This window comes from Paenibacillus sp. MZ03-122A (assembly GCF_024213325.1).
GTDB classification, from domain to species: domain Bacteria; phylum Bacillota; class Bacilli; order Paenibacillales; family Paenibacillaceae; genus Paenibacillus; species Paenibacillus polymyxa_B.
Genome location: NZ_JANAVI010000004.1, coordinates 271,003 through 295,726, shown reverse-complemented (window position 1 = coordinate 295,726; position 24,724 = coordinate 271,003). Strand labels below are relative to the sequence as shown.

The window sequence follows — 24,724 nt, the reverse complement described above, 5'->3', positions numbered from 1 at the left end:
GGGGTTTGACAGCATGAGCGGTTCCAACATTGCATTGAGTACAGGAGCTAATGCACCATTCGGTAAGGAAGATACAGTGCGGGTCACCATTACATGGAAGCATGCACCTGCCGAACTGGATGTTAGCTGTTTTATGGTAGGAGCAGACGGAAAGGTTTGCTCAGATGACTATTTCGTTTTTTACAATCAACCCGCTGACCCGCACGGCCATGTACGATTACAGCGTCCAAATGACAGAACCACTGAGTTTACTGTAGCGCTCCAGGAACTGGAACGAACCGGGGTGGAAAAATGTGTGTTTGCGGCCACAGTGGACGGCCCAGGTACTTTTGCCGATGTGGTCGGCTGCTCAGTTACTGCTCAAGGCAAGCAATCCCATATCACCTACAGCATCACCGAAGCCACCAGTGAGACATCGCTTGTGCTGGCAGAAGTGTATCGTCATACGTCTGGCTTTAAGCTTCGCGCAGTGGGACGTGGTTTCAACGGAGGACTAAAGCCGCTTGCCGAGGCTCACGGTGTCACCGTAGAGGAGACGGAATCGCCAGCAGCACCGTCAGCGGATAAAGCTGACATGAAAGAAACTTCTCCTGTGAGTGGAAGAATCAATCTGCACAAGCAGAATGTACAATATTCACTAAAAAAGAAACAGATAGACCGTGAAAAGGCACGGGTAGCGGTTGTATTCGATGCTTCTGTTTCTATGTTCAAATTGTACACGGGTGGGACGGTGCAAAAAGCCTGCGAACGTGTGTTGGCTGTAGCCGCCTGTATGGATGACAATGGTGAAATGGATGTATGGTTTTTTGCAGACAAAGCCAAGCGTGCTCCAAGCGTCACAGAGAAGAATTTCGAGAATTACATTCATATGAATTATGCTGAGCCTAGTGAAGATAGTGAGCTAGGGTGGGGAAATAACGAACCAGAAGTCATGAAGGATATCATACTAAAATATACAAAAGAAGATCCCAACGATATAATCCCGACCTACATTATCTTTTTCAGTGATGGAGGTATTTATGAACAGAAAAAAATAGAACAACTGCTGATTAAAAGCTCGAGCGCCCCGATTTTCTGGCAATTTGTAGGTCTTGGTCAAGCCGATTACGGAATCCTTCGAAAGTTGGATAAGATGCGCGGACGCGTAGTGGATAATGCAGATTTCTTTGCCTTGGATGACTTCGACTCGGTGACGGACAGCGAATTATACGACCGTCTGCTGAATGAGTTTCCTGGTTGGCTCAAGCAAGTGCGGGCAAAAGGAATATTGCGGAGCTAATCCTTCACCGCAATGCGATACTCCTACATGATCACTTAAATATTCACCGAGCAGAGCAATAAAGGCAGAATGACCGCAGATAGAGCAATCATCAGCGCCAGCATTCTGCCTCTGTTTTCTTCAGTTTGTCCTCTATCGATTTCAATCTCCCTACCAGATCCTATTTCTTTCATTTCCTAATTGGATATTTTCATGTAGTATAAGTCTAATTGAAGTAACCCTGTTTGGGCTATGCTGAAGCTATACACTATATGAAGGAGGATTTCATATTGAAATCAAATGAAGCAACTTTGCACAAAAAGCTGCTCCCACGGCATATTACCTTTATGGCTATGGGTGGAGTCATCGGGACGGGTATTTTTAAAGGCAGTACCGAAACGATTAGCTTGGCGGGGCCTGGAGTTATTTTATCCTATGTCTTCGCGGGACTCCTGCTCTTGGTCGTTATGGGCGCAATTGCCGAGATGGCTACCGTCTATCCCAACATGAATATGAAGGATTTTATTCGCAAAGCTTTTGGAGAACGACTGTCCTTTATTATCGGCTGGTTGTATTGCTTCATGTGGCTGGCCGTCTGTATCATTGAGGTCATTGCTGCGGGAAGCTTCCTGCAATATTGGTTGCCAGATGTTCCTCTATGGGTACTCAGTTTAGTGAGTGCAGCTTTCATTATTGTCGTCAACATGCTGAGTGTTGGCGGTTTTGGGGAGCTAGAATTTTGGCTTGCGGGTATTAAGATTGCCATGATTATTATCTTCATCGCCTTGGGTGGCTGTATACTGTTCGGGATTATTCCCACTGAAACTCCACCTTATCTAAGCAACTACGCGCAGCACGGCGGATTTCTACCCAATGGCTGGTTGGCTATCTTTTCAGCGCTGCTGGTCGTTACCTTTTCATACGGCGGGTCCGAGCTGATTGGACTGACGTTGACGGAGACAGAAAATCCGGAAAAGGTACTGCCTAGAGTGGTTAAAAGCTTTATTCTTCGCGTTGTTTTGTTCTATACGTTGCCCATTCTCATCATTTGTGGCTTGATTCCCTGGAACCAACTGGATGCGAATACCAGCCCGTTTGTACAGGTATTGTCTTCTGTAGGGCTTCAAGGCTCGGCTCATGTCATGAACTTTATTCTGATCACTGCTGTACTGTCTGCCGCCAATTCGGGGATTTACGGGGCTACACGTATGCTACATTCGCTGGCTATCAATGGAGAAGGTCCCAAATCACTCGCCCGCTTATCTTCAAACGGGGTTCCGGTAAATAGTCTCAAATTGTGCGCGGTAGTCCTGATTGTCGGTTCCATGGTTGCTTATCTCGCTCAGGACGGACTGTTCCGTATTTTGATGGCTGTACCTGGCTTTGTCGTGCTGCTCGTCTGGAGCTGCATTTGTCTGTCCCAATTGAAATTGCGCAAATCTTATCCAGTGGAGCCTACTTTCAAGATATGGGGATTCCCTTATGTAACGGCGGTCACAGTAGGATGCCTATGGGTAATTGCGTTCCTATTCTTGCTGGACCCGCAAAATCGCATTAGCATTAGCGTGTGCCTGGCTTTCATGGCATTTCTGATCATCTGGTCTTTGGTGAAGTTCCGGAGAAAGCAGGCGTAAGCAGCACATGATTCAATCGTATCTATTTCCTGTTTCGTATGCCTTTCTTGCGTTTCCTTTTGCTGCGTTATTGTTTACACTGCCTTTTCTAATCGTGCAATATCGCAGGCATGGCTATATTCACAAAGCTAGAGCATGGCTGCTTTATTTGATGCTTTTATACTTGATGAACGTCTTCTTTCTGGTCATACTCCCGCTTCCGGCATCGCGTCATAATGCTGCATTAGCCGGGGGAGCGTTGCAGTTGATGCCCTTGCAGTTCGTTCATGACATTATAAGAGAAACTTCCGTCTCACCCGCCCATCCCTCCAGCTATGTTCATTTACTGAAGGAGCGCGCTTTTCTGCAGGTCGTTTTTAACGTTGTGATGACCATGCCTTTCGGTATGTTCTTACGTTATTATTTCCGTGCACGATGGGGATGGTGTCTGATTCTGTCCTTTATCCTGTCCCTCTTCTTTGAGGTGACACAGCTGACAGGACTATATGGATTTTTTGACCATGCGTATCGCGTGTTCGATGTAGACGATCTGATGGCTAATACCTTGGGCGGTATGCTAGGCTTTCTATTAGGCGAATGGTTTTCACGCTTCCTGCCCCGCTTGGAACATCTGGACAAGCATGTGGACATGGCAACGAAGCGAGTGTCCTATACCCGACGGGGCGTAGCCTTTTTCGTGGATTCTATCATATGGATCGGGCTACTCGGCATCATGGAGTCTCTGCATGTTCCTGCTGCTTTCTGGGTTTCCAGTGGAGTCTACTTTATGGGGGTCCCTTACCTGACGAATGGACGAACTCCTGGGAAATGGCTGGTGCGTATTCATCTTACAGGGACGGGACAACGGATTTCCCTGTGGGGGCTCTTCAAGCGTTACATTCTCTTGTATTGGTTGTATTTTGGACTTAATTACGTACTGGGTGGACCCGTGCTGTGGTCTCAAGTCTCTCCATGGGTAAGTGTTCTGATCAGCCTTTTGTTGTTGGTGATGAATGGATGGTTCTTTTTCCATCTGGTCATACGTCTAATCAAGAAAGCCCCGTTATTTTATGAGGAGCTTAGCCATACTTCGCACCAAATTATATGGCCCAAGCATTATCATCATCCTCAGAATGACACCGCTGATTCGGCAGAGACATCGGGAGAAAATACCGTGACATGATAACCGAAAGACTGACAACGTGATAAGCACCCGCGATCTACGTTGCATCCAAGCAAATAAAAAACAGGCGAAGCAAAGGGATTTCCTTTGTCCGCCTGTTTTTTTTGTTGTGTATAGATGTTAGTTCGTTTTCCTTATTTCCACTGTGCAATTTGATCAATAGGCAATCGTGTGGACGGATGACCATCGTTGATACCTTTACCCATGGAAATGAGCATAACAGGGACATAACGATCTTTTTCCAGACCAAAGGCTTCAGCAATTTGATCCTTTTCAAAACCGCCAATAGCGTTGGTGTCGTAGCCATGAGCGCGTGCTACCAGCATAAGCTGCATGGATACCAAGCCACCATCGATCAGGACCGTTTCTTTGTTCACAACTGGATCAAGCGCTGCAAAATGGGCTGCTACTTTTTCCTGTTGCATTTCTTTGACGTCTTTTGGCATATAGCCCAGTTCTACAGCTTCTCCGAAAATTTGTTCGAAATTATCAAAGTTGTTCAAATCTCCAAACACAGCGATCACTGCCGAAGATGTTTCTACTTGACGTTGGTTGAAACGGGCCAATGGTGCCAGTGTAGCTTTACCTTCAGGGCTGTCAATGACAAGGAAACGCCAAGGTTGCAGGTTAATGGAAGATGGTGCGCGTGTAGCTTCCGTCAAAATCTCGGTCATTTCCTCGCGGCTGATCTTCACGGACGGATCGTATACTTTTACAGAACGACGTCCCAGGGCGATTTCTTTAAAATCATTCGTTTTTACAGTACTGGATGTATTCGTATTATTCATTCCAATCTCTCCTTGTCCCTCTGTGGGTATAGTAATGTTAAAAAAATGTTGTCAGTCCATATCAGATATGTGACTATTCATCACTTGCAGCATATCAGCTAGTTGGTGCCGTTGGGTCTCGTCGAAGCTCTGTAGTAGCTGAGCTACAAACTGCGAGCGCTCCTGCTTAAAGATGACAATGCGTGCACGCCCATAATCGGTCAGGCTTACCAAGGTAACCCTGTTGTCCTCTGGCTTCGTGCGTCGTGTGACCATAGCTGTCGCTTCCAGTTGTTTCAAATGGCGCGTTACGGCTGCAGCGTCAATGCCAACCTCTTTTTGCAGCAGAGTTTGACTAATCTCCTCCACTTGATACAACTTGCACAATAGCTGCAATCTGGATGCGCTGACTCCTGCACAACGCTCAAACTTGGAGCTAATCTGCTTGTTCAGCAACAACAGCATGTCAAAAATATACTCAGGCTCGGATGGTGTCTGGGTGATATCAATCTCTCCTCCCTTAAGCATATCGCTGGGCTTGATGATCCGACCTTTGATCCATCAATTATTGATCTATCAAGTAATATACATCCTCTTTAAAAATAAATCAAGTCCCTGAGAAAAATAAAGTGCTCTTTGCAAATAAAAGCTGAGCGACTCACACAGAGCCACTCAGCTTTTGTTTCATTAGCTTACTTGTTCAATCATCATGTAATAGGAGATAAGGGTTGGTATACCGTTAAGTTAAACAATCCCGTGGGACAGCATTGCGTCGGCCACACGCACAAATCCTGCGATATTGGCCCCGACAACCAGATTGCCCGGTACGCCGTATTCCTCAGCCGCCTTCACGCTGTTAGCATAGATATTTTTCATAATATCATGCAGCTTGGCATCCACTTCCTCAAAGGTCCATGACAGACGCATGCTGTTCTGCGACATTTCAAGCGCCGAGACCGCTACTCCGCCTGCATTGGCTGCCTTGGCTGGTCCAAACAGAACTCCATTGCCCAAAAACACTTCAATGGCCTGTAGCGAGGATGGCATATTGGCACCTTCGCCTACAGCTTTTACACCATTGCTTACCAGCAACTGGGCTGCTTGCTCGTCAATCTCATTCTGTGTGGCGCATGGCAGTGCGATGTCGCATGGGATCGACCAGATCCCCGAACAGCCCTCTGTATAGATTGCGCCTGGACGCTCTTGAGTATACTCGCTAATCCGCAGACGATTCACTTCTTTCAGCTGCTTTACCAGCTGCAGATCGATACCGTCTGGATCATAGATGTAGCCATTCGAGTCACTACATGCCACGACTGTAGCACCGAGCTGCTGTGCTTTTTCAATCGCATAAATGGATACGTTCCCTGAGCCCGACACGACGACGCGTTTTCCTTCAAAGGACGATCCCTGAGCCTGCAACATCTCGTTTACAAAATATACACAACCGTAGCCAGTCGCTTCTGTACGTGTGAGACTGCCTCCGTAATGAATCCCTTTACCCGTCAGGACGCCACCTTCATGTCCTCCGCGAATCCGCTTGTACTGCCCGAACATGTATCCGATCTCACGTCCGCCTACACCAATATCCCCTGCCGGAACGTCGGCATCTGGACCAATATATTTATACAACTCCGTCATGAAGCTTTGTGTAAAACGCATCACTTCGTTATCTGATTTCCCTTTGGGATCAAAATCCGAGCCGCCTTTACCTCCACCGATGGGAAGACCCGTCAATGCATTTTTGAAAACTTGCTCAAAACCCAAAAATTTGACGATTCCCAGATATACAGACGGATGGAAGCGAAGTCCACCTTTATAAGGCCCTATCGCACTGTTAAACTGTACGCGGAAGCCGCGGTTGACCTGTACAACCCCTGCATCATCCACCCAAGGTACACGGAAGGTAATGACTCGCTCCGGCTCCACTAGCCGTTCCAGAAGCCCCTGCTGCATATACTTAGGATGCTTAGCCAATACCGGAATTAGCGAATCCAATATTTCCTTGACGGCCTGATGGAATTCATTCTCATGAGGATTGCGCGCGATAACCTTTTCAAAAACGGACTGTACATATTCGGCTGCTGCTTGTTGACTCTGCTCTGGACGGATCATGGTCATTATTTAATACACCCCTTTTATAATTAGCCCCTCTGTTAAATGACGGAACGACGTTATTCTGCACCTTCGAGAGTGGAACTTTATGTATTCATAAAATTTAGTTAACTATACATGATTTTTTATAATAATACATCTAATTCGCCTATAAAAAATTTTTGTATCCTTCATCAAATAACTCTATGAACCTCTCATTGCCTGTTAGTTTATTAAAGCTAAATCCCTTGATTCACGGGCTTTTTTCACGATTTCTAAGGCCCTAACACCTTACTCCACATGGCATTATAATGTGAACAAATTGAAACTAAAACATACAGCACATCTGGAAAATATGGAAATAAAAAAGAGGCTCGCGCAGGGCGTAGCCTCCTTTCCCATTCTTTTACATATAAAAAGCTTCAAGCTGACGCACAATTTCTGCCTCGTCATGCTCTACCACCTGCTGATGCTGCGATTTCGAGAATAATTGTTCAATTTGCGTCGGGAACTCCTGCTTGATGTCCACCAGACGAATAGCTTCATCAAATTTGGCCGGATGCGCTGTCGCAAAGGTCACACATACTTCGTCCGCGCCATTATACGCTTCATACGCGGCAATACCGCAAGCCGTATGCGGGTCGAGCAAATAATCGTACTCGGCTTTGTATTTTTTGATCAGCTCCAGACACTGCTCATTCGAAGCACCGAGCGCTTCAAAATCCTGCTGTACCCGTTTCAAATCCTCTGCACTGATCACAATCCGCCCCTCGGTCTTGAGGTTATTCATGTATTCAGATACCTTGGCTGTATCTTCTCCAAGGAAGTAATACAGGTATCTTTCGAAATTGCTCGCCACCTGAATATCCATCGAAGGACTGTATGTGCTTTTAAAGTCGCCTGGCTTGTATTCGCCTGTCTTCACAAAGCGCTCCAAAATATTATTTTCATTGGTGGCAATGATCAGCTTATGGATCGGCAAGCCCATTTTCTTCGCAAGAAAGCCGGAAAAAATATTGCCGAAGTTGCCAGATGGCACACTGATATTGATTTTTTTCGTACCCGCTGACTCCTGCGCCCGGAAATAGGCATAGAAGTAATATACGGTTTGCGCCAAAATACGCACAAAGTTAATCGAGTTAATCGCCCGCAAATGATGTTTAGCTTTGAAATCCAGATCGGCAAACAGGTCCTTAATGACCTTCTGACAATCGTCAAAGTTCCCTTTGACGGACAGATTCAATACATTTTCATCGTCAACTGTCGTCATTTGCAGCTCTTGTACCTTGCTCACCTTTTGGTGTGGATGCAAAATACAGATTTTAATGCCTTCCTTGCCACGCACACCCTGAATCGCTGCCGCCCCGGTATCGCCCGAGGTTGCACCCAAAATGTGAATGATCTCATTCTGCTTTTTGGACACGTAGGAATAAAACTCACCCATAAATTGCAAGGCCACATCCTTGAACGCAAACGTAGGCCCGTGGAACAGCTCCAAAATAGACAGGGAATCGTTGATCTTCTTCACTGGCGTAACTTCCGGGTGACGGAAGCTCGCATAACTGCGCTCCACCAGCTGCTCCAAATCTTCACGAGGAATCTCATCATTGATATACAGCGCAAAAACTTCCAGCAGCAGCTCTCTGTAGCTCAATGTAGCCCATTGTTCTAACGTAGCCGCCGACACAGTCGGAATCTGCTCCGGTACCATCAGACCTCCATCGTCAGCTAACCCCATGAGCACGGTATCAATAAATCCCTTGGCTTCTACTCGACCTCTAGTGCTAATATATCTCATATACATCCCCCAATAAAAATTCAATTCGAACCTTTTTTCGAATATATTATTGTCTATAATACCCTGTCGCGGTGCTGTAACCAAGCCTTTTTTTCATATTTCAAAGACTTTCTCCTACTTTACCATACCCTGATGCATCAGGCATCTGTCATCGCTAAGCAATTTAAACGTCAGGAACAGCCCGTGAGTCTGAAAAAAGAGGCCGCTCCAGTCATTAGGAACCTGAAATCGAGAGTGCAGCCAGCTTGAGCGAAGGGGATGTGCAGCTTCCCGTAAAACGCAAATCGTTGCCAACTTCCTCTACCTGCTGCAACACATCAAAGAAGTTACCCGATACGGTGATCTGATTGACTGCTCTGATCACTTGCCCCTGCTCAATCCAGTATCCCAGACAAGCCAGCGAAAAGTTACCGGACGCCGTATTCGTACCCGCATGCAGCCCTTGCAGCTCTACGATCATCAACCCGCGATCCGTCTTGCGAATCATGTCCTCCAACGTAGACGTGCCTGGTTCCACATACAGATTATGATACGACACACCAATTTTACCGTTATAGCTGCCCTTGGAAGCATTAGAGGTACTTTCCACCCCAGCCTTGCGGGCTGTCTTGCGGTTATGGAAATACGTCCGTAGTTCCCCGTCCTTGATGATCTCATTACGATGGGTTGCGCTGCCTTCAGCATCAAACGTACTGCCTGCGGGAACGTTCTCCATCAGCGGATCATCGATCAGCGTAATACGCTCGCTTGCTACCTGTTGCCCCAGTTTCCCAGCTAATCGCGAAAAGCCTTTATCCACCGACTCCGCTGAAAATACCGACGTATACGCAGCCAGCAATTGCGCTGCTGCATCATGACGGAAAATGACCGGATAGTTATCCGATTGGATCGTGTGCGCCCCCAGCTTGGAAACAGCCTCTTTTACGGCTTTATGCGCCACATCCACAATATCAATTTCCTCCACACTCCGCAAAGAGTAATCATGCCAGCCTCCGGTAACGGTCTCGTCATGGTCTGCTGCAATCACATATACATAAGCGGTCGCCAGACTTTTACGACGATGGCAGTGCAGTCCTTTGGTGTTCACAATCAGGACCTCATTTTCACGAATGCTGACCGAGCAATGTCGAGCCATCACAATCCGTGGATCTGCGGCAAGCGCTGTGCGCTCCATTTCCAGCGCCGCTTCGATCAGAATCTCAGGAGCCGTGTCAGCCAACACTGCGGCATAGACAGGCTGCTCAGGGTAGCTCTCAGAGCCTGCGAACAGCTCATCCTGTTCCTCGCTCTCCAATATGTCCGCATTGCTGCGTGCCTCTTCCAATAAAAAGTCGATCACGTCCGGTTCCAGCTTCTCTGTAGAGGCATAGCCCATTTTCCCGTTAATGACACCCCGGAAGGAAAGCCCACCGTTCTCCACGATGGTATATTGGTCAATCTCTCCCTTCAGTACCTTCACTGAGGTAGAGCGTCCATTTACATAGTAGATTTCCATATCCGCGTAGCCGATTTCCCGACCTTTCGTGAACAACGCTTCCTGAAATTGCTGAATATTCATCGCCTATTCCCCCTTCCGTCCGCCGACGGTCATCTCGGACACTCGTATCGTCGGCTGTCCGCAGTTGACCGGAAGACTTCCGCTGACCGAACCGCACATCCCCTGACCATGATCCAGATTGTTGCCGACCATATCAATATTTTGTAGGGTTTCGATGCCTTTGCCGATTAGCGTTGCGCCTTTGACCGGCTCGGCAATTTTGCCGTTGCGAATCATGTACGCCTCTTCGACTGCAAAATTAAACTCGCTCGTCGAGGTGTTTACCGAACCACCGCCCAGCGATTTGGCATAGATCCCGTACTCCGTATTGGCAATGATCTCTTCACGGGTAGACTCACCATTCGCAATAAATGTATTGTTCATACGGGACGCAGGCGCGAATTTATAGGACTGTCTTCGTCCTGACCCTGTCGCAGGCACACCCATCTGACGCGAGCCCATGCGGTCGATCAGATATCCTTTTAAAATACCGTTCTCGATCAGTACGTTGCGCTGTGTCGTTGCTCCTTCATCATCGATATTGAGCGAGCCCCACGCGTTCGGAATCGTTCCATCATCTATAGCCGTGACAAGCGGTGAAGCCACCTGCTGCCCGATCTTATTGGCAAACACGGAGGTCCCATGGGCCACCGCCGTAGATTCCAGCCCGTGTCCACACGCCTCGTGAAAAAGAACGCCGCCGAAGCCGTTCTCAATTACGACCGGCAGTCTGCCACTAGGCGCATATCCCGCTTTGACCATCGTGGTCGCAATACGAGCGGCGTGTCTCGCATTCTCTTCGATATTCAGGTTCTCCAGAAATTCAGTTCCTGCATATGCGCCCGGCCCGCGAAAGCCAGATTGTCTATGCTCCCCATCAGTCGCAATCGCGCTTATTCTCATACGTGTATACGTACGGGTATCCTCCACCAGCAGCCCGTTGCTATTGGCAATCAGCACGTTTTGGATTGAGTTACTGATCCCAATGGAGGTTTGCGTGATGGAAGGATCATATTGGCTTGCCGCCTCATGCGCCCGTCTCATCATATCAATCTTGGCACGCTTCTGCGAACCGTCAGGAATGATCGCAATCGGATGTTGGTTAGGGATAGCATGAGGATGGAGTGTAATGGTGTGTGTACCTGGTACTCCACCTCCGCGAATGGCCTTGGCAGCCGATTTGGCCAGTCGGATCAGGCTCTGTTCGCTCATATCACTGGTGTAGGCATACACCGAAAAATGCTCCTTCATGATCCGAATACCAATCCCAAAATCCCGGCCTGACAGCGCCGTGTCCACGACGCCTCCGGTCATGCCCAGTTGTCCATTCGTACGGTCCTCGACGAACACCTCTGCAAAATCTCCGCCCGTCTCCAGCGCGGCTTGCAGCATATCCTGAATCTGTGTTGGATGTATCATCACGTTCCTCCTCGTTTTTGCCATGTTTCTTACTGTACGGTTAAACGTTCAAGATCATATGCGGGTTCATATTTATTTCCCATAACTTTACTATACATGATGTTGGGAGTGGGTGTAACTATCTGGGCGGCAGTGTTGTGAGGAGCGTGAAGATTTCATGTGTGGAGATTGGGAGAGAGAAAATGGGAAAACCCGATCAGACCGTGAAGGGTCATGTCGGGTTTCTTCATTGAAAAAGGATTTAGTGGCTGGATTGAGAACGTATGTGCATGTAAGACCGCTAGGGGGACGATCATTCTTTTGATCGCTGTAGCCTCCAGATTTTTTGATTATATTTTAACGGTAAAAATCCGGGTTCAAAGGCGAACACTCAGCTTCTTCAGAACGATTCCGTCCCCTTCGCTGCTGCTTGGGTTTGCTTCATTTTGTTTCCATTTCTAACTGATTAGTTAAAATACTTTTCTCTAAACGGATATAGTACAAAACATGGTTTAGTTCAATCTCCGTTGAGTGTAAATAATAAGCCGCTTCCTTAACTGAATCCATGCTCAACGCTCCTGCTTTGGCAGCGATAATGTTAAACGCATCTCCAAGTAATTTAATACAAGTTTGAATCCTCTCTGTGTATTGCTTTTCAAGTTCTACTAACTTTTCATACTCCGCTACCATGTCACTCTGAGAAGTCAAAATATTCCCCACCTTTTGGTACGTATATGAGTACCAGTTTTACAAAAATTATATGTTACGTTTATGCGTATCGTCAAGAAAATTTTGTAAAATAAGGTGGGAAACCTAATGGCAAAGAAAGTAGTTGTGAAAATTAACGAAATTACGAGAACACACAATATCTCCTTGAGAGAACTCTCACGTTTATCTGATGTACGACACGCTGCTCTAAGCGAACTTCAATCAGGTAAACGTGAGAGCATTAATTTTAATCATATTGAAAGAATAGCCGAAGCCATGGATATTGAAGATATTCGGGAGATTATTGATTTGGTTGATGAGGTAGAACAAGAGTAGTTATCATTTGCTATTATTCCTTACCCAGAAACCCATAGGTATGCCGAGCAACCTCTTGACCATTAGTATTTGAATAGAGTACTATAAAGCCCTTTTCCAGCAAACGTTTGAGTTTGTCATTATTCTCTTTACCACGTCCACGTCCAGTTTCGATGGTCATGATTGGGAAGAGATTTTTCTGAACGGATTGCTATTATTGGATTTTAAGTTGAAAGTATCTTAAATGGTTATGTATTCTGTTCTAGCATCGAATTTCTTGTTCATTATTTTTCGTGCAAAATATAATACATGAAGGTTTCACTTGTTTGTTTAGCATCTGTTAAAGTGTATGCCAGCGGAAATTCGCCAGTTTGCTCTGTTACATCGTCAAGTTGATATTGCCATATATGGTATTGTCTTTTTTTGATTACGTTATCCTCCGATATTTTAGTTTAAACATAGAACTAATGTTCTTATTTTATTGTATCGTATACATGTTCGTATTAAAAGAGTTTACTTTGGAAAAAGCGTTCCTTAAGAGAAGAAAAGTTTATGTTTTGAAAACAAGTGAGAATAGGACGAAAAGACCCAGCACATGCTACTAGGCCGTTGAAACTTGAAGGTTGTCCCGAGGCCACCTTTAAAATCATGAAAACAGAATTCGTAAACCAAATGAACTTTCATAGCCTTCGTCACTTGGAACTGGAATTCTGTGATGATGTGAACTTGTATAACAAACACCAGATACATGGAACTCTGGATTATATGACATCCATCAATTACAGAAAATAGCCCTTAAAAAAGTTGTTTAATTTACTGTTAAAAATCTAACACCTCCCTTTTGATTAGCCAGGGCGATTACCTTGGTCATCGCATTTCCTCCCTTCGACGTAAAAAAGCCGACTGCGCTGAATTTCAGGGCAATCGGCTCTTAATAAATATCTATATAAAAAGAGAGCGTCCGGTAATCCTGGCGCTCTCCTGGTCACACGAGATGATTTTAATTTCAAGATAAGTTATTCCTCTATTTTAAATAACTTATTTTCCTGAGATAATTCTACAACAATATGGGCTTTATCAAGTAGGCTTACAGGCAACTTATCCTTCAGAATAGAAACCACTAATTGAATATTTTCTTTACTTACATAATCTGCAACTTTAATCAGTTGATTATCATGCATTAATTCTTTTTTGTCATTTAGAAGGAAGTGCAAACTCGGTATTTTTTCCTCATCAGCAAATAATATAGCTGCAAGATCAAAGCATAAAATCTCACCCTGTTTTTTGCCTGAGCTTAAATTAGCATTGAATGCGCTGAATTTATATATCTGCTGCTGGCTCTTTTTATGAATAACTTTATCATACTTCAATGCATACTTCTCACCGTATAATTCAAAAGAAATTTCAGAAAAATGTTTATTAAACTTATGAATTTGGCCTCTTAACTTTTCTTCAAAACTTCCTGAAAATAAAACATCATCAATTACTTTAATTTGAGCATCAATCTCACTAATATTTTCCTCTACTTCATCTAATTGCGAGATAATACTCTCATATTCACCCTTAATTCTATACTTATCATTCAACTCAGTTATAATCTTTTCTAACTCCTCAAAGGAGTCACCTTTAGATATAGTCATTGCCAACTCTCTCTCCTGAGATAACAATGTATTTAAGTTCTTTTCTTCAGTCTCAATTTTTACAGTTAAAGAAGGTAAATCAGCAGTTATAAACTTAATTTTTTCTACAACCATATTGTTGTGGTACGCTACTAACTCTTCAAAGGTCTTTTGTAAGTTAGAAATATTTGCATTAGCCTCAGCATACAGTACTTCCAATTGCTTCAAGTCAATATTAGCTTTGCTATTTTCAATCTCTTTTTTAGCCTCTTCTATGAGGTTCTTTCTAATTTTCATTTTACTTATGTTTGAACTACTTTTATTTATTTGAAATTTTACAAAGTTAAGTTGATCTAACTGATTTTCAAAATTTTCGTTCAAATTGAAATTTGATTTTTTCTCATTTAATTGAGCTATTTCTGCTTCAATCATTTCTAAAGCAATTTCATAAGCTGTTTTTGTTTGCTTTTTTTCCAGTCTTTCCTTGAAGGCTTCTTCTTGTTTTATTTTTGCCACTAATGCTTGCTTCTTTGCCCCTTCATCAAAGTCACAACCTAATAAGAACAAATATAAAGTCTCATATTCCACATCAGAGGTATACTTGTCCAAAGTCTTAAGTGTATTACTTATATTCTCATCCTTGTATCTAATATTGTGAGAGATGATCTGTCTGAATGTGGGTTTCTCAGCCTTATGGTCGGGAAAAAGAAGCCCCTGTAACTCGTCTTCAAAATCCTTATCAAGTATTGACTTCCCATTAATTTTCCTAATGTTCTTTTTTCTTGGCAGAAAATTGCGTTCAATTACTACTTCATCTGATGCCTCATCTGATAAATCCTCAACAAGAATAAGAGTAATCAATACTTCTTCGGTTACAAGAAAATCTTTAACCAACTCATAGACTTCCTTTTTATTCTCTGTATCAGAATATATTATTGAAGCGTTAGACCCTAAACAAAAGTCAATTAGCTTTAATACTGTTGTTTTCCCCACATTATTCCCAGTAGATTTATCATCATTGGATGGTGTTTCGTCAATGATTAGGTTCAAACCGGATTGAAAAGTCAGCTCTCTTATTGTCCCTGCGCGACTCGTTATTTTCAGTGTTTTTATGAACATAATTCCACCCATCCATCATCGTCTATCTTTGCAGAATCAATTAGATAAAGCCAATCTAAACAAAGCATGAAAGTGGGAAAAGACATGTTATATTGGCTTTTAATCCTATGATACAGATCAAATACTTGTTGTTTGGCATGTTGTTTAAGTTCTTTCAAAACTAAAGATCCATTATAGTAAATGCTAAGCTGTGGATGTATATTATCCGGCAATAACATGGCTATATCCCTCCGGATTCTTAAAAATTTTGCATCGTATAAAAGCATCTACGACTAAAATACAGACGCAGAGTTCCAATTCTTCATACGGAATTTCAATATAATTTTTGCTCTCGATAATTATCTTGGTTATGTTATCAATTATACTGTAGAAAAGTTCTTTAGAGTTAGCTTTTTCATGTTGATGCATTGTATACTGCTTTTTGATAATTTGAAAAACGGAAAAGCTTTTATTCGAGCCTTCCCTATCAAACTCAGCATATTTTTCATCTAACTTTTGGTAAAATATCTTGTAATCATCAATTGTGTCTTTGACATCCGATAAATCATTGAAGGTTATTTTCTTATCAATCTCAAAGGAATTAATCTCTGGCGATTCAATACAGTTAGCAAGATTCTCATTTGCAAGTATGTTTATGATGGTCGCAAGATTCGTATCTACTTTAAGTAGATCAACATCATTTCCAAGTTCCTTTTTTACAAACTCAAATACCTCACGCTGTTTGTCGATTTCCATGCTCAGTATAACATTTAATAATGTGTTTATATCCACAATGTCATCCGTGGGAGAAAAAGCAGCATTATGTGGATTAATAAAACTCATATCCCGAAGTTTGGTTGCATCCTTAGCAATTGAAACAAAAATGAAACGGTAACCTGAATACCTACGGAATATATCCTTATTTAACGAGCCTTCAATTTTTTGTTTTGTACAGGTTGAAGATACTTGAGCAACAACTTTGTGGTTTACATCCACCAAATCAATACCTTCAACATTCTGTTTAAGTATATTCATATTAACCAACGTAAGTCCAAACAATAAATTCATTAATTCGGCAAAAAACGTCTCTGAATATATATTCAAATCCAATAAATTGATCTTTCCTCGTTTTTCAATTCGTCTTGCCAAAACCTCCAGCTTTTCTTCTATATAATTGAAGTATTTACTTCGATTCATTAGTCATACATACCCCTATTCAGAAATGATTTTAACCACGTTCATTGACTATTCGACAAATCATTGGAAATTCCTCTTCCTATTGAAGTTCAATAAAAAAAGCGTCTAATAAAGACGCTCCATACACTTTACTACATGTCTACACACTCGACGTCAAAAACCAAGGTTCAGCACGACCGAAACCTCGATTTTGTCCTTCTCACCTTATTTTGAAATCAGCGCCATCCTTCGTGAAGGTCATGAAACCCGCAAAGTGTTGAAAACAAAGGATTTCTACGTATCTATTCGTTTCCCGTGCCCCTTATGCATGAAAATAATCTATGTTCCCGCACTCAACCCTAAAGCGATTTTTTGAATGCAGGAACATATTCAAATTACCCTCTAGCCCTCGTACATCAATGCTTATTATCCCGATATATTACTACCACGCACTTCACATGTATCGAGATGATGGAAGGGATATACTACCTATCACCTCCTACTTATATGTTTTTTCTACTTTACACTTCTCTCCTATATCACCTGCTTCCAAAAATACACATAGTAAATCCCCCAACCAATGGCCATTCTGTAAACTAAATCTCTCTTTTAACCGATAAATACATATGCTGGGTTGTTTATTAAATATCACCTCTAAACCTGTATAGCGCACAAACCTTGTAATACATATCTATCTTGACTCACAGTTCTACTCATCTGCGGCTTTTGTAATCAGAAGCAATTTCAAGATGACGTGCTTTACTTGGAAATACCCATCGCATCTAGAAAGGAGTCTTGAACTCACTTGAGCGTATTATCAGATGGGATCGGATATGAAAGCCTGCGCTTTTATGGTCCCTTTCAGCCACTACACATCGAACAACTTCAAATAACACGTGCCATTAACGATCATGCCTATTTACATATCAGTGGCATGCTCTCCGAAGAACAAGGAGCTGCATGCGTCGGACAGGATATGGAGCAAGAACCCATTGTGATTCGTCAGTTGGATGATCAGGGACAATTACTGAGAAGATTGTTCCATGGGATTGTCATGCGTATGTCCGTACATTGTGTGCGAGGCGTGTATACGTTTGAACTGGAGGCTGCTTCCCATTCGTACCAGATGGATATTAAGCGTAAAAGGCGCTCCTATCAAGATATTCACCGCACCTATGATGATCTGGTCACTGCGCTGGTTCGAAAATATCAATATGGAGATGCCATTGATACGGTAAGCAACTATGCCAAACTGGAGACATTTGTTTTACAATATGATGAGACCGATTGGGCGTTTTTAAAACGTCTCGCTTCTCGCTTTGGTTCCGTACTTGTGCCAGAGGTAACCGCAGCCTCGCCCAAGGTTTTCTTCGGGATGCCAGAAGGCAAGCAACATAAGGTAGAGCGTGATGTATTTTATCGTGTTCGAAAAACGTTTCATGAGCTGGATGCGGAAAAGCCTGACGAACGTGCTAGCTCGTATATCACCTATATGATCGAAAGCCTGCAATACTATGCGCTGGGCGACCTCATCACGTTACCCATTGGACAAGGCAAAGAATTGGTCGTGGTTCGAGCCGTAACCACATTAACGGATGGCTTACTGCGTACTCGCTATGATCTTCAATCCGAACAGGATATCCGCTATACCCGGCATGAAAACGATCAGGCCACCGGGATTTCACTGACAGGAACGGTGCTGAAGGTACAGCAGGATTTTGTACAGCTTCAACTGGACATTGACCCGAAGCAAGATCCTGCTAAAGCGTGCTGGTTTCCCGTAGCCACCCGTTATGTCGCGGAAGAACATAGTGGCTGGTACGATATGCCTGAGATCGGGGAACTGGTGGAATTGTATCTGCCTATACACCGCGAACAGGATGCCTATGTCACGGACTCGCTACAACAACAACGCCACGCAAATGGACAGCCGAATGTGAAGGTATGGCAACATGTGCAAGGTAGCGGCGTAGAAATGTCTGAGCATGATCTGACCCTATCCACCTCCGGTGAATTTTCCATTACACTGCATGAAAGTAGCGGCATTACGATTGACAGTCCGGGGAATGTGCAGATTCAGGGTGGTCACGTGAAGCTTGATGCTGGGCAGGAACTTTCGCTCGAAGCTGGAACGGCGCTGTATCTAAAAGGCGGAGCCAGCAGCATGGTACTGGATGGTGAAACGGATACCAAAGCTCCGGTAATATATCAGGAAGGTACGGTGAAAGCTCCTGTTTTCGTGACTGACCTCCCTCCTGTACCTGAGCCACCATTGATGAGCATCAAAGCCTATGAAGCAGCTCAATCAGCAGCCAAGGATTCATCTAGCAGTCAAGCCTCTACCCCTAAAGCAAAAGTCACCAGTCCAGCAGAGCTTCAACAGGCGAATGCCAAGATGGGGACAGTATCCAAGCTATTAGGCTCCATTCCAGTAATGGGAAAAGTGGCTGGCGTTGTTATGGGAGCACTAAGTGGACCTGCTGCGGGTGTGATTCTGCAAGCCACCGCAGCAATCCCTGTTCGTAGCAAAGGAACACCTACCGTTAGAAACAGTAGCAAGGGGAATGAAGTTCATCCGTTAAAATACTTGGCTGGTTTAACAATGCAGGGACTGGTCAGTCAATACGAGTATGAGCGAGCTCAGGAAGCCTATTATAACAAGTGGATTTTGGGGAAAGTGTATACAAGTGCTCGTCATGTGGCGCATTCCGGTGGAACATTGGAGCTGGTTCAAAACTTGCTGAAAGAGTCTAAGATGATGGTTCATGCGTATCAGCAGGTTCCTAAAAGTGTTCGTAAAAAATGGATTAGGGATTATATGAAGCAACAACCTCCTCCTAAGCCGCTTTCCCCAGAAGAAGAAAAATTACAGAGAGCAAGAAAGTATGCGCAAAGTATTCGTGACTGGGAAGCTAATCGTCCCGAACCCCCTAAAAAAAGCTTTGGCGAGGAAACCACACTCTTTTTCCAGGGCATGGAGGAAACAGTTCAAGCGAACGTTGAAGGCTTGAAACAGTTAAAAGATGCTCTTATCGAGCATCCTGTGGATACTATAAGTACTATAGTGTCGGGCCAATTTGAAGAGGCAAAGGGAGATTTGGTATTTGCTAAAAATTATATTTTGGATCAGGAAAATGCCAGAGATGAGTATCTCAAAGGTTTAAAAGAAGACGATAAACGGATGTTAGAGAAGGGCCAAAGTTACATGGAGGGTGAGACATTAGCTGGGATGCTAATTAGCTCTCTTCTGGGTAAGGGAAAAATAAAAGGTGGAAAAGGGACACATCATAATTCCAAAGATGTTTCAGAACCAAAACCCTTGAAGCCAACGAATGAGCCGAAATCGAGTGTAACTAAAACTGAGGGGACGGGTAAACCTAAAACCAGAATAGATATTATGAATACGGTTCAAGAGACATTGAGTCCTGCTGCGAAGAAAATAAAAGAATTAGACCCGGATGCTAAAGTGGGGTATAGAGGTTCTTTGGCAACAGGTCAGAAAGGCCCACATAAGGGGAACGCGCCATTTGATCCAACGGACTTTGATATTGATGCATTTATTGTCAGTGATAAGCTGGCTTCAAAATTTCGGATTGATGATACATGGAGGTCAGGGGCAAAAATTAAAGAGGTTGAACAATTACAAAGGCAAGCCGATAAAATCCTTAAAGAATCTTTAGATGGTCTAAGGAGAGTGGATAAGAAAGGGAGACCAGACAAGCTTACTTTTCGTATATTTACGCAAGAAGAATATAACCAAAAAATTAAAGCAGGTACTCAAATAATTGATCATGATTAGGAGAAAATTAATATGAAAAAATACCCTTACTTTACTTGTTCCCTACCAATAGAATCTGAGGAAGATATCTTTGGTGTTGCAAAGATTATTTCAGATAAACTGGTTGGTGGTATTCCATTTGGTGGATTAGAAGATTACATTTATGAAGAAGTTCCGGCAGTATATATTAATGCAAATATATTGGGTTTTGAGTTAGTTATACAAGGGTATGGAGGAGATGGTGGATATTTATTAGAAGTCAATCCAAGCCCATACAATGAAAGCCCAGACGATACTGAAAGAGTGACGGTAGAAATAACAAGATACATTGCCTCACTTTTAGAAGGAACGGAAAAAATAAAAATAAAATATGAACAAATTAATGAACAGAACTATATTGAAATTTCTGAATAGGTCATTTTTTTACGATTAAAAAACTACCCAAAGCTTATTCCTACTTGAATCATGAGTGGGGATGGGCTTTTTTTATGAAACAATGACTTGTCATCCCTCTCCATCAGAGTTAACATACACACTCAAACCGCAGGAGGGGAAGAGAATATGAATGAGAAAATTAATTTACTATATAAAATGCGTTTTATGGAAAACGAGGGGGACAATATAGAGGTATTTGAGAATATACTGAATGAAATGTCCCTTGAAGGAACGAATGATATAATTCTCGATCTTTGTACAATCTTCGAAGATGAAGTTGCTGAGCCGTCAGCTAATGATTATCTTATTGAAACTATATTTTATATTGCAAAACGTAATGATTTAGAAGAGGGCTTATACAAATTGGCTTTGGGCACTTCCAAAATGTTGCCCCATGCAGAATTTTGGGCAGAGAGAATCCATCGGACACTTTTAAATTCAAAAGAATTAGTAATTTCTTACGGTAAAGCTTTGGAGAAACTAGAAAATTCAACTAAACAGACAATTAAAGAAATTTTAATGGTGATTAAGAATGACGATTCAGATTTATATTTAGATAAGGTTAATTCTCTATTAGAAAAAATAAGTTGAAAATGGGGATCTGGCTGAATTGTATATACACAGTTAGCCCTATAATAGATTTTTCAAAATAATGTCGTGATCACGATCACGGTTTAGACTGTAAATTTAAGTTAAAATATAAACAATTTAAATTTGATTTCAGCTAAAACCAAAGATACCGTGATGGATCACAAAGAAAAAACAAGGAAGTGTACAAAGATGAAAAGAACTGATTTACCTCTTGTCTATTCTTGTTCTGGATGTTCCTCCGCAGCACAAACCGCTAACATGATCGCTATACAAATGGATCGAGAAAAAGTCGCAGAAATGTCCTGTATTGCTGGTGTTGGTGGTGATGTCAAACCCCTTGTCAGAACAGCAAAATCGGGACGTGACATCATTGCAATTGACGGCTGTCCCTTGTCCTGTTGCAAGAGTTGCTTAGCAAGGCATGCAGTTCAACCCAAACACCATTTCCTGCTGTCTGACTTTGACGTACCCAAAATAATAGGTGAAGATCCTAATCCCGATCATTATAGGAATGCTTACACACAAATCTTAGAACAAATTGGACAATAATTCTTAATCAAAATAAAAGTGTGTATCGAATTTTTACTGGTGGCTCCTAACACATCTTTAAGGGTCACCAGTATTATTTTTATACAGCAACATCTTTTTAATAAGGGGAATAATTATCGAATGTTTAAATGAATTTGTCTCACAATTTAAAATTGACAAAATTCCTATGCGTCCTTGTTCAAAAGAAGATTTTTTATGTACCAGACTTAAAGAGCAATTAGTTTGTTAACTGTTCCCAAACTATCAAGCTTTATTTCTTAACGTCAACATGTAATGTTCCATTGATCGTAGTAGTATATATTGCCCCCCCCCCCCCAGAAACCTGGCACACAAAGTCTCAAACCGACGTTCTAAAGGAGTGGATGTAATGTATGAAATACTAAATAAAATACAAATAAAAACTTGATATATCGCTAATAAATCATAAAAAGACACGAAATACGGTTTTTAAATGGAAAGTAAGCCATGATCCAGTAAGTATAAGCGGAATCAGCAGCATTTTTACAAAATAAAAAAACATTCAATTTCTTCCCTTATCATATGATAATTTGCTTCTTACCTCTTCTTGAAATGCAGTATCCGTTAATAATTTGTAAAAAAACAAATCCAGCTTCTGCTTGAGCCAAATATGATCCACCCCAGAATCATCTTGAATAAACATGGCTAGTTGAATGTCATTTCCCTCCCGATCCGTACAATATAAAGCCTCTGTTAGAACAGAAATGGTAGATCCACCTTTGTTTCCGAACTCTATTAACTTGGAGTTATCCACTTGTCGCTGAATTAGCATTTTTAGATATGGATTTATAGTAGAAGGAACCAATTCCTCCTTGTGTATGAGCTTCATGAGGTAAGCATATTCTTTAGTCGTTGAACGAGGAAGCTTGCGCGATTCCAGCACTTGAAGCTTTCGTACATAATTCTGCCTGGTGTTCCATTTCTGAATACATTCTAACCCCTGATCACGATTTAAAATCTGATGAATTTCAATAGATTTTTTCATAAATTCCTCGTAGCTCATCTCACTTATCTTTTGTATCGACTCTTTAAAGCCTATGTTTTCAGTCTCTTGGATATAAGGAGACATGAATCCCGCAGATGAAAAAGGAAAGATTTTATCATGAGAAGAAAGTGAGAGCTTCATAATATTCTCATTTATCTTATCCAAACCCATTTTCGCCATTAGAAATTCTGTATTGGCATTGGAGCTATATGCTAACATACCGTGAGTAATATCCAATAACGTAATTTTACCTTGAACCTCTTTATGGTTTGCGCGAATGGATTGGATCCAGTTATGATGAGCGTTACCATCGGAACCAGGGATATAAAATTTATTTAATTCCTCTAAAGGAACAAGTTCCTGCTCGTCTAATATTTTCGCCACAACTTGGCGAGCAAATTCGATAGCAATGATCACTTTGGCCGTGCTGGCAAGCGGCATTTTAACTTCTGAGTTATAGCTGATTTTCTCCATACCATTTTTGATCATAAACAAAGATGCTTTACTCGGATTTTCCTTTAAAAAGCTCAGAACATCCATTTCTGTTTTCTTATTATTTTGGCGCTTCGCAATGAACAAAAACAGGATACATATGAGAACAAATATTAAAATTATAGCTACTATCCATAAAATTATTTTCATGCTTTGCTCCTTAATGGACACGCTTAGGGTAAAGTTCACATAAATCATCACAGTTCCCCACAGGGATCACTTTTCTTTTAGAAGCTATATAATCATACAAATAACCGCCTATACCCATTTTTTTGAAAATAATTATAAAGGGAACCGCCCACCAAAGATACGGTATTCTTGTACAAATTTGTGCAATAGAGTCAATTCCGCGTTGTATTTTATTGGGATCATTCAGTGAGAAACTATGCATTCGCCTTTCTAATTCATTAACAAACAGGACACCAACCATCATAAAAAACCAGAATTTGTTTGTGTTGAAAGCTTACATATCCTAATCTTCTTGTTTTTCTTCGAATTGCAATTGATATTTTCCGGAAACTGATCTTTATAAAATGGTATAACTTTTTATATTTTCAAATCGAACCCCTTTTCCAAACTTTTTCTGCTATGCATTAATCGTTATTATTGCTCTTCAAGCCTTATGTACCAGACTTGAAGAGCCTCTCTTCATTTATCAACTAGATCCTCATTGAAGAGCAAAATACCAATGCTTCCTATATTCAATCTTTCCTTAACATCATTTCAGCAGATAGTCACTTTAATACACTTTACCAAAAAAGTGATTGCCTTTATTCTCCACTAAAGCTTTTAGCCCATTCAGCAACCCTACGACTACTTTCTTCTTCTGACAAATCCTCGATCCTGGTCATAATAGACCATCTTACTCCACAAGGATCCAATATACTTCCGAATCGATCACCTGAAACAAAGTTTGTAACTGGTTCCCTTACTTTTGCTCCTCTTGCTACTGCATTTTCAAATACCTGATCAACATTCAACACGTAAATTCCTAAAGAATAACACGCATTGTCTTCATCTGGCGGCAAAACCAATTGATATGCCGGATTCGCTGCTCCCAGCTGCAAAAAACCATTTCCAAAATCTAATTCCGCATGAACAATGATTTTATTGCCATTCTCATCAGGATATTCAGTAATATCCTTAACCCTTGCATTGAAAACACTTTTATAGAACTCTATTGCTTCCGAAGGATTCTTCACTGTAATAAAAGGGGTAATAGATGTAAAGCCGTTGGGTGTTCCCTTCTTTGTATATTTACCTGACACTCCCGTATATTCTCTGCTTTCAGTCATTTTAACTCCTCCTTTAA

The 24,724-nt window shown here is 42.2% G+C and carries 21 protein-coding genes; 9 read left to right on the top strand and 12 right to left on the bottom strand.

What is annotated here, in order from left to right:
• Positions 1-13 precede the first annotated feature (13 nt).
• The 3 genes from NLX74_RS11345 to NLX74_RS11335 all read left to right on the top strand — a co-directional run bounded on the left by NLX74_RS11345 (position 14) and on the right by NLX74_RS11335 (position 4,054).
• Positions 14-1,279, top strand: coding sequence for a VWA domain-containing protein (locus NLX74_RS11345; RefSeq protein WP_254328766.1), 1,266 nt, complete (start codon positions 14-16; stop codon positions 1,277-1,279).
• Between the two features lie 269 nt (positions 1,280-1,548).
• Positions 1,549-2,892 (top strand): amino acid permease, encoded by a 1,344-nt coding sequence (locus NLX74_RS11340; RefSeq protein ID WP_254328765.1) that lies wholly within the window; start codon positions 1,549-1,551, stop codon positions 2,890-2,892.
• 7 nt (positions 2,893-2,899) lie between these two features.
• A complete protein-coding gene (locus NLX74_RS11335; RefSeq protein ID WP_235309026.1) occupies positions 2,900-4,054 on the top strand; it encodes a VanZ family protein in 1,155 nt (384 codons plus the stop codon).
• 134 nt (positions 4,055-4,188) lie between these two features.
• Here NLX74_RS11335 and NLX74_RS11330 read toward each other — a convergent pair whose 3' ends face one another.
• The 7 genes from NLX74_RS11330 to NLX74_RS11300 form a co-directional block, all read right to left on the bottom strand.
• Positions 4,189-4,842 (bottom strand): nitroreductase family protein, encoded by a 654-nt coding sequence (locus tag NLX74_RS11330; protein ID WP_061828772.1) that lies wholly within the window; start codon positions 4,840-4,842, stop codon positions 4,189-4,191.
• Positions 4,843-4,893: 51 nt separating this feature from the next.
• On the bottom strand, positions 4,894-5,286 hold the full coding sequence (locus NLX74_RS11325) for a MarR family winged helix-turn-helix transcriptional regulator (protein WP_025718154.1): 393 nt from the start codon (positions 5,284-5,286) through the stop codon (positions 4,894-4,896).
• Positions 5,287-5,565: 279 nt separating this feature from the next.
• Complete coding sequence (gdhA, locus tag NLX74_RS11320) at positions 5,566-6,942, bottom strand: NADP-specific glutamate dehydrogenase (RefSeq protein WP_235309024.1); 1,377 nt, start codon at positions 6,940-6,942, stop codon at positions 5,566-5,568.
• A 379-nt stretch (positions 6,943-7,321) separates the two neighbouring features.
• Complete coding sequence (gene thrC, locus NLX74_RS11315; protein WP_254328764.1) at positions 7,322-8,713, bottom strand: threonine synthase; 1,392 nt, start codon at positions 8,711-8,713, stop codon at positions 7,322-7,324.
• A gap of 214 nt (positions 8,714-8,927) precedes the next feature.
• Positions 8,928-10,271, bottom strand: a complete 1,344-nt coding sequence (locus NLX74_RS11310) for a TldD/PmbA family protein (RefSeq protein ID WP_254328763.1) — start codon at positions 10,269-10,271, stop codon at positions 8,928-8,930.
• 3 nt (positions 10,272-10,274) lie between these two features.
• Positions 10,275-11,669, bottom strand: a complete 1,395-nt coding sequence (locus tag NLX74_RS11305) for a TldD/PmbA family protein (protein ID WP_254328762.1) — start codon at positions 11,667-11,669, stop codon at positions 10,275-10,277.
• A gap of 420 nt (positions 11,670-12,089) precedes the next feature.
• On the bottom strand, positions 12,090-12,356 hold the full coding sequence (locus NLX74_RS11300) for a hypothetical protein (RefSeq protein WP_254328761.1): 267 nt from the start codon (positions 12,354-12,356) through the stop codon (positions 12,090-12,092).
• 108 nt (positions 12,357-12,464) lie between these two features.
• On the opposite strand from NLX74_RS11300, the gene NLX74_RS11295 reads away from it, so the two are divergent.
• Both NLX74_RS11295 and NLX74_RS25840 read left to right on the top strand, forming a co-directional pair.
• Positions 12,465-12,692, top strand: coding sequence for a helix-turn-helix domain-containing protein (locus tag NLX74_RS11295; RefSeq protein WP_235309015.1), 228 nt, complete (start codon positions 12,465-12,467; stop codon positions 12,690-12,692).
• A gap of 546 nt (positions 12,693-13,238) precedes the next feature.
• Positions 13,239-13,463 carry an IS3 family transposase gene (locus tag NLX74_RS25840; protein ID WP_367997038.1) on the top strand — a complete coding sequence of 75 codons (225 nt, stop codon included), beginning with the start codon at positions 13,239-13,241 and terminating at the stop codon, positions 13,461-13,463.
• Between the two features lie 224 nt (positions 13,464-13,687).
• Here the strand turns inward: NLX74_RS25840 and NLX74_RS11290 are convergent, their stop codons facing one another.
• From NLX74_RS11290 to NLX74_RS11280, 3 genes are read right to left on the bottom strand one after another with little or no spacing between them, the layout of a single operon-like run.
• Positions 13,688-15,409, bottom strand: a complete 1,722-nt coding sequence (locus NLX74_RS11290) for a DUF2326 domain-containing protein (protein ID WP_254328760.1) — start codon at positions 15,407-15,409, stop codon at positions 13,688-13,690.
• Positions 15,400-15,627 (bottom strand): ABC-three component system middle component 6, encoded by a 228-nt coding sequence (locus NLX74_RS11285; RefSeq protein ID WP_235309010.1) that lies wholly within the window; start codon positions 15,625-15,627, stop codon positions 15,400-15,402. The genes NLX74_RS11290 and NLX74_RS11285 overlap by 10 nt, the downstream gene beginning before the upstream one ends.
• Entirely contained in the window at positions 15,611-16,585 is a 975-nt protein-coding gene (locus NLX74_RS11280; protein WP_166156228.1) for an ABC-three component system protein, read from the bottom strand. Before NLX74_RS11280 ends, NLX74_RS11285 begins: the two co-directional genes overlap by 17 nt.
• 784 nt (positions 16,586-17,369) lie before the next feature.
• On the opposite strand from NLX74_RS11280, the gene NLX74_RS11275 reads away from it, so the two are divergent.
• The 4 genes from NLX74_RS11275 to NLX74_RS11260 all read left to right on the top strand — a co-directional run bounded on the left by NLX74_RS11275 (position 17,370) and on the right by NLX74_RS11260 (position 21,917).
• Positions 17,370-20,363: a contractile injection system protein, VgrG/Pvc8 family gene (locus NLX74_RS11275; protein WP_254328759.1), complete on the top strand. Its 2,994-nt coding sequence runs from the start codon at positions 17,370-17,372 to the stop codon at positions 20,361-20,363.
• A gap of 12 nt (positions 20,364-20,375) precedes the next feature.
• Positions 20,376-20,756 carry a hypothetical protein gene (locus NLX74_RS11270; RefSeq protein ID WP_254328758.1) on the top strand — a complete coding sequence of 127 codons (381 nt, stop codon included), beginning with the start codon at positions 20,376-20,378 and terminating at the stop codon, positions 20,754-20,756.
• Between the two features lie 147 nt (positions 20,757-20,903).
• Positions 20,904-21,368 (top strand): Imm30 family immunity protein, encoded by a 465-nt coding sequence (locus NLX74_RS11265; protein ID WP_254328757.1) that lies wholly within the window; start codon positions 20,904-20,906, stop codon positions 21,366-21,368.
• 189 nt (positions 21,369-21,557) lie between these two features.
• Entirely contained in the window at positions 21,558-21,917 is a 360-nt protein-coding gene (locus NLX74_RS11260; protein WP_235309002.1) for a putative zinc-binding protein, read from the top strand.
• 520 nt (positions 21,918-22,437) lie between these two features.
• Here the strand turns inward: NLX74_RS11260 and NLX74_RS11255 are convergent.
• Together NLX74_RS11255 and NLX74_RS11250 are read right to left on the bottom strand one after the other, a co-directional pair.
• Positions 22,438-23,562, bottom strand: a complete 1,125-nt coding sequence (locus NLX74_RS11255) for a serine hydrolase (RefSeq protein ID WP_254328756.1) — start codon at positions 23,560-23,562, stop codon at positions 22,438-22,440.
• A gap of 620 nt (positions 23,563-24,182) precedes the next feature.
• Positions 24,183-24,707 carry a VOC family protein gene (locus NLX74_RS11250; RefSeq protein ID WP_254328755.1) on the bottom strand — a complete coding sequence of 175 codons (525 nt, stop codon included), beginning with the start codon at positions 24,705-24,707 and terminating at the stop codon, positions 24,183-24,185.
• Positions 24,708-24,724 lie beyond the last annotated feature (17 nt).

What these genes read in the sequence shown, in the direction of transcription:
- NLX74_RS11345 (WP_254328766.1), top strand. Translation starts at nt 14, where the DNA reads ATGAGCGGTTCCAACATTGCATTGAGTACAGGAGCTAATGCACCATTC.
- NLX74_RS11335 (WP_235309026.1), top strand. Translation starts at nt 2,900, where the DNA reads ATGATTCAATCGTATCTATTTCCTGTTTCGTATGCCTTTCTTGCGTTT.
- NLX74_RS11330 (WP_061828772.1), bottom strand. Translation starts at nt 4,842, where the DNA reads ATGAATAATACGAATACATCCAGTACTGTAAAAACGAATGATTTTAAA.
- NLX74_RS11325 (WP_025718154.1), bottom strand. Translation starts at nt 5,286, where the DNA reads ATGCTGTTGTTGCTGAACAAGCAGATTAGCTCCAAGTTTGAGCGTTGT.
- gdhA (WP_235309024.1), bottom strand. Translation starts at nt 6,942, where the DNA reads ATGACCATGATCCGTCCAGAGCAGAGTCAACAAGCAGCAGCCGAATAT.
- thrC (WP_254328764.1), bottom strand. Translation starts at nt 8,713, where the DNA reads ATGAGATATATTAGCACTAGAGGTCGAGTAGAAGCCAAGGGATTTATT.
- NLX74_RS11310 (WP_254328763.1), bottom strand. Translation starts at nt 10,271, where the DNA reads ATGAATATTCAGCAATTTCAGGAAGCGTTGTTCACGAAAGGTCGGGAA.
- NLX74_RS11305 (WP_254328762.1), bottom strand. Translation starts at nt 11,669, where the DNA reads ATGATACATCCAACACAGATTCAGGATATGCTGCAAGCCGCGCTGGAG.
- NLX74_RS11295 (WP_235309015.1), top strand. Translation starts at nt 12,465, where the DNA reads ATGGCAAAGAAAGTAGTTGTGAAAATTAACGAAATTACGAGAACACAC.
- NLX74_RS11290 (WP_254328760.1), bottom strand. Translation starts at nt 15,409, where the DNA reads ATGTTCATAAAAACACTGAAAATAACGAGTCGCGCAGGGACAATAAGA.
- NLX74_RS11285 (WP_235309010.1), bottom strand. Translation starts at nt 15,627, where the DNA reads ATGTTATTGCCGGATAATATACATCCACAGCTTAGCATTTACTATAAT.
- NLX74_RS11280 (WP_166156228.1), bottom strand. Translation starts at nt 16,585, where the DNA reads ATGAATCGAAGTAAATACTTCAATTATATAGAAGAAAAGCTGGAGGTT.
- NLX74_RS11270 (WP_254328758.1), top strand. Translation starts at nt 20,376, where the DNA reads ATGAAAAAATACCCTTACTTTACTTGTTCCCTACCAATAGAATCTGAG.
- NLX74_RS11265 (WP_254328757.1), top strand. Translation starts at nt 20,904, where the DNA reads ATGAATGAGAAAATTAATTTACTATATAAAATGCGTTTTATGGAAAAC.
- NLX74_RS11260 (WP_235309002.1), top strand. Translation starts at nt 21,558, where the DNA reads ATGAAAAGAACTGATTTACCTCTTGTCTATTCTTGTTCTGGATGTTCC.
- NLX74_RS11255 (WP_254328756.1), bottom strand. Translation starts at nt 23,562, where the DNA reads ATGAAAATAATTTTATGGATAGTAGCTATAATTTTAATATTTGTTCTC.
- NLX74_RS11250 (WP_254328755.1), bottom strand. Translation starts at nt 24,707, where the DNA reads ATGACTGAAAGCAGAGAATATACGGGAGTGTCAGGTAAATATACAAAG.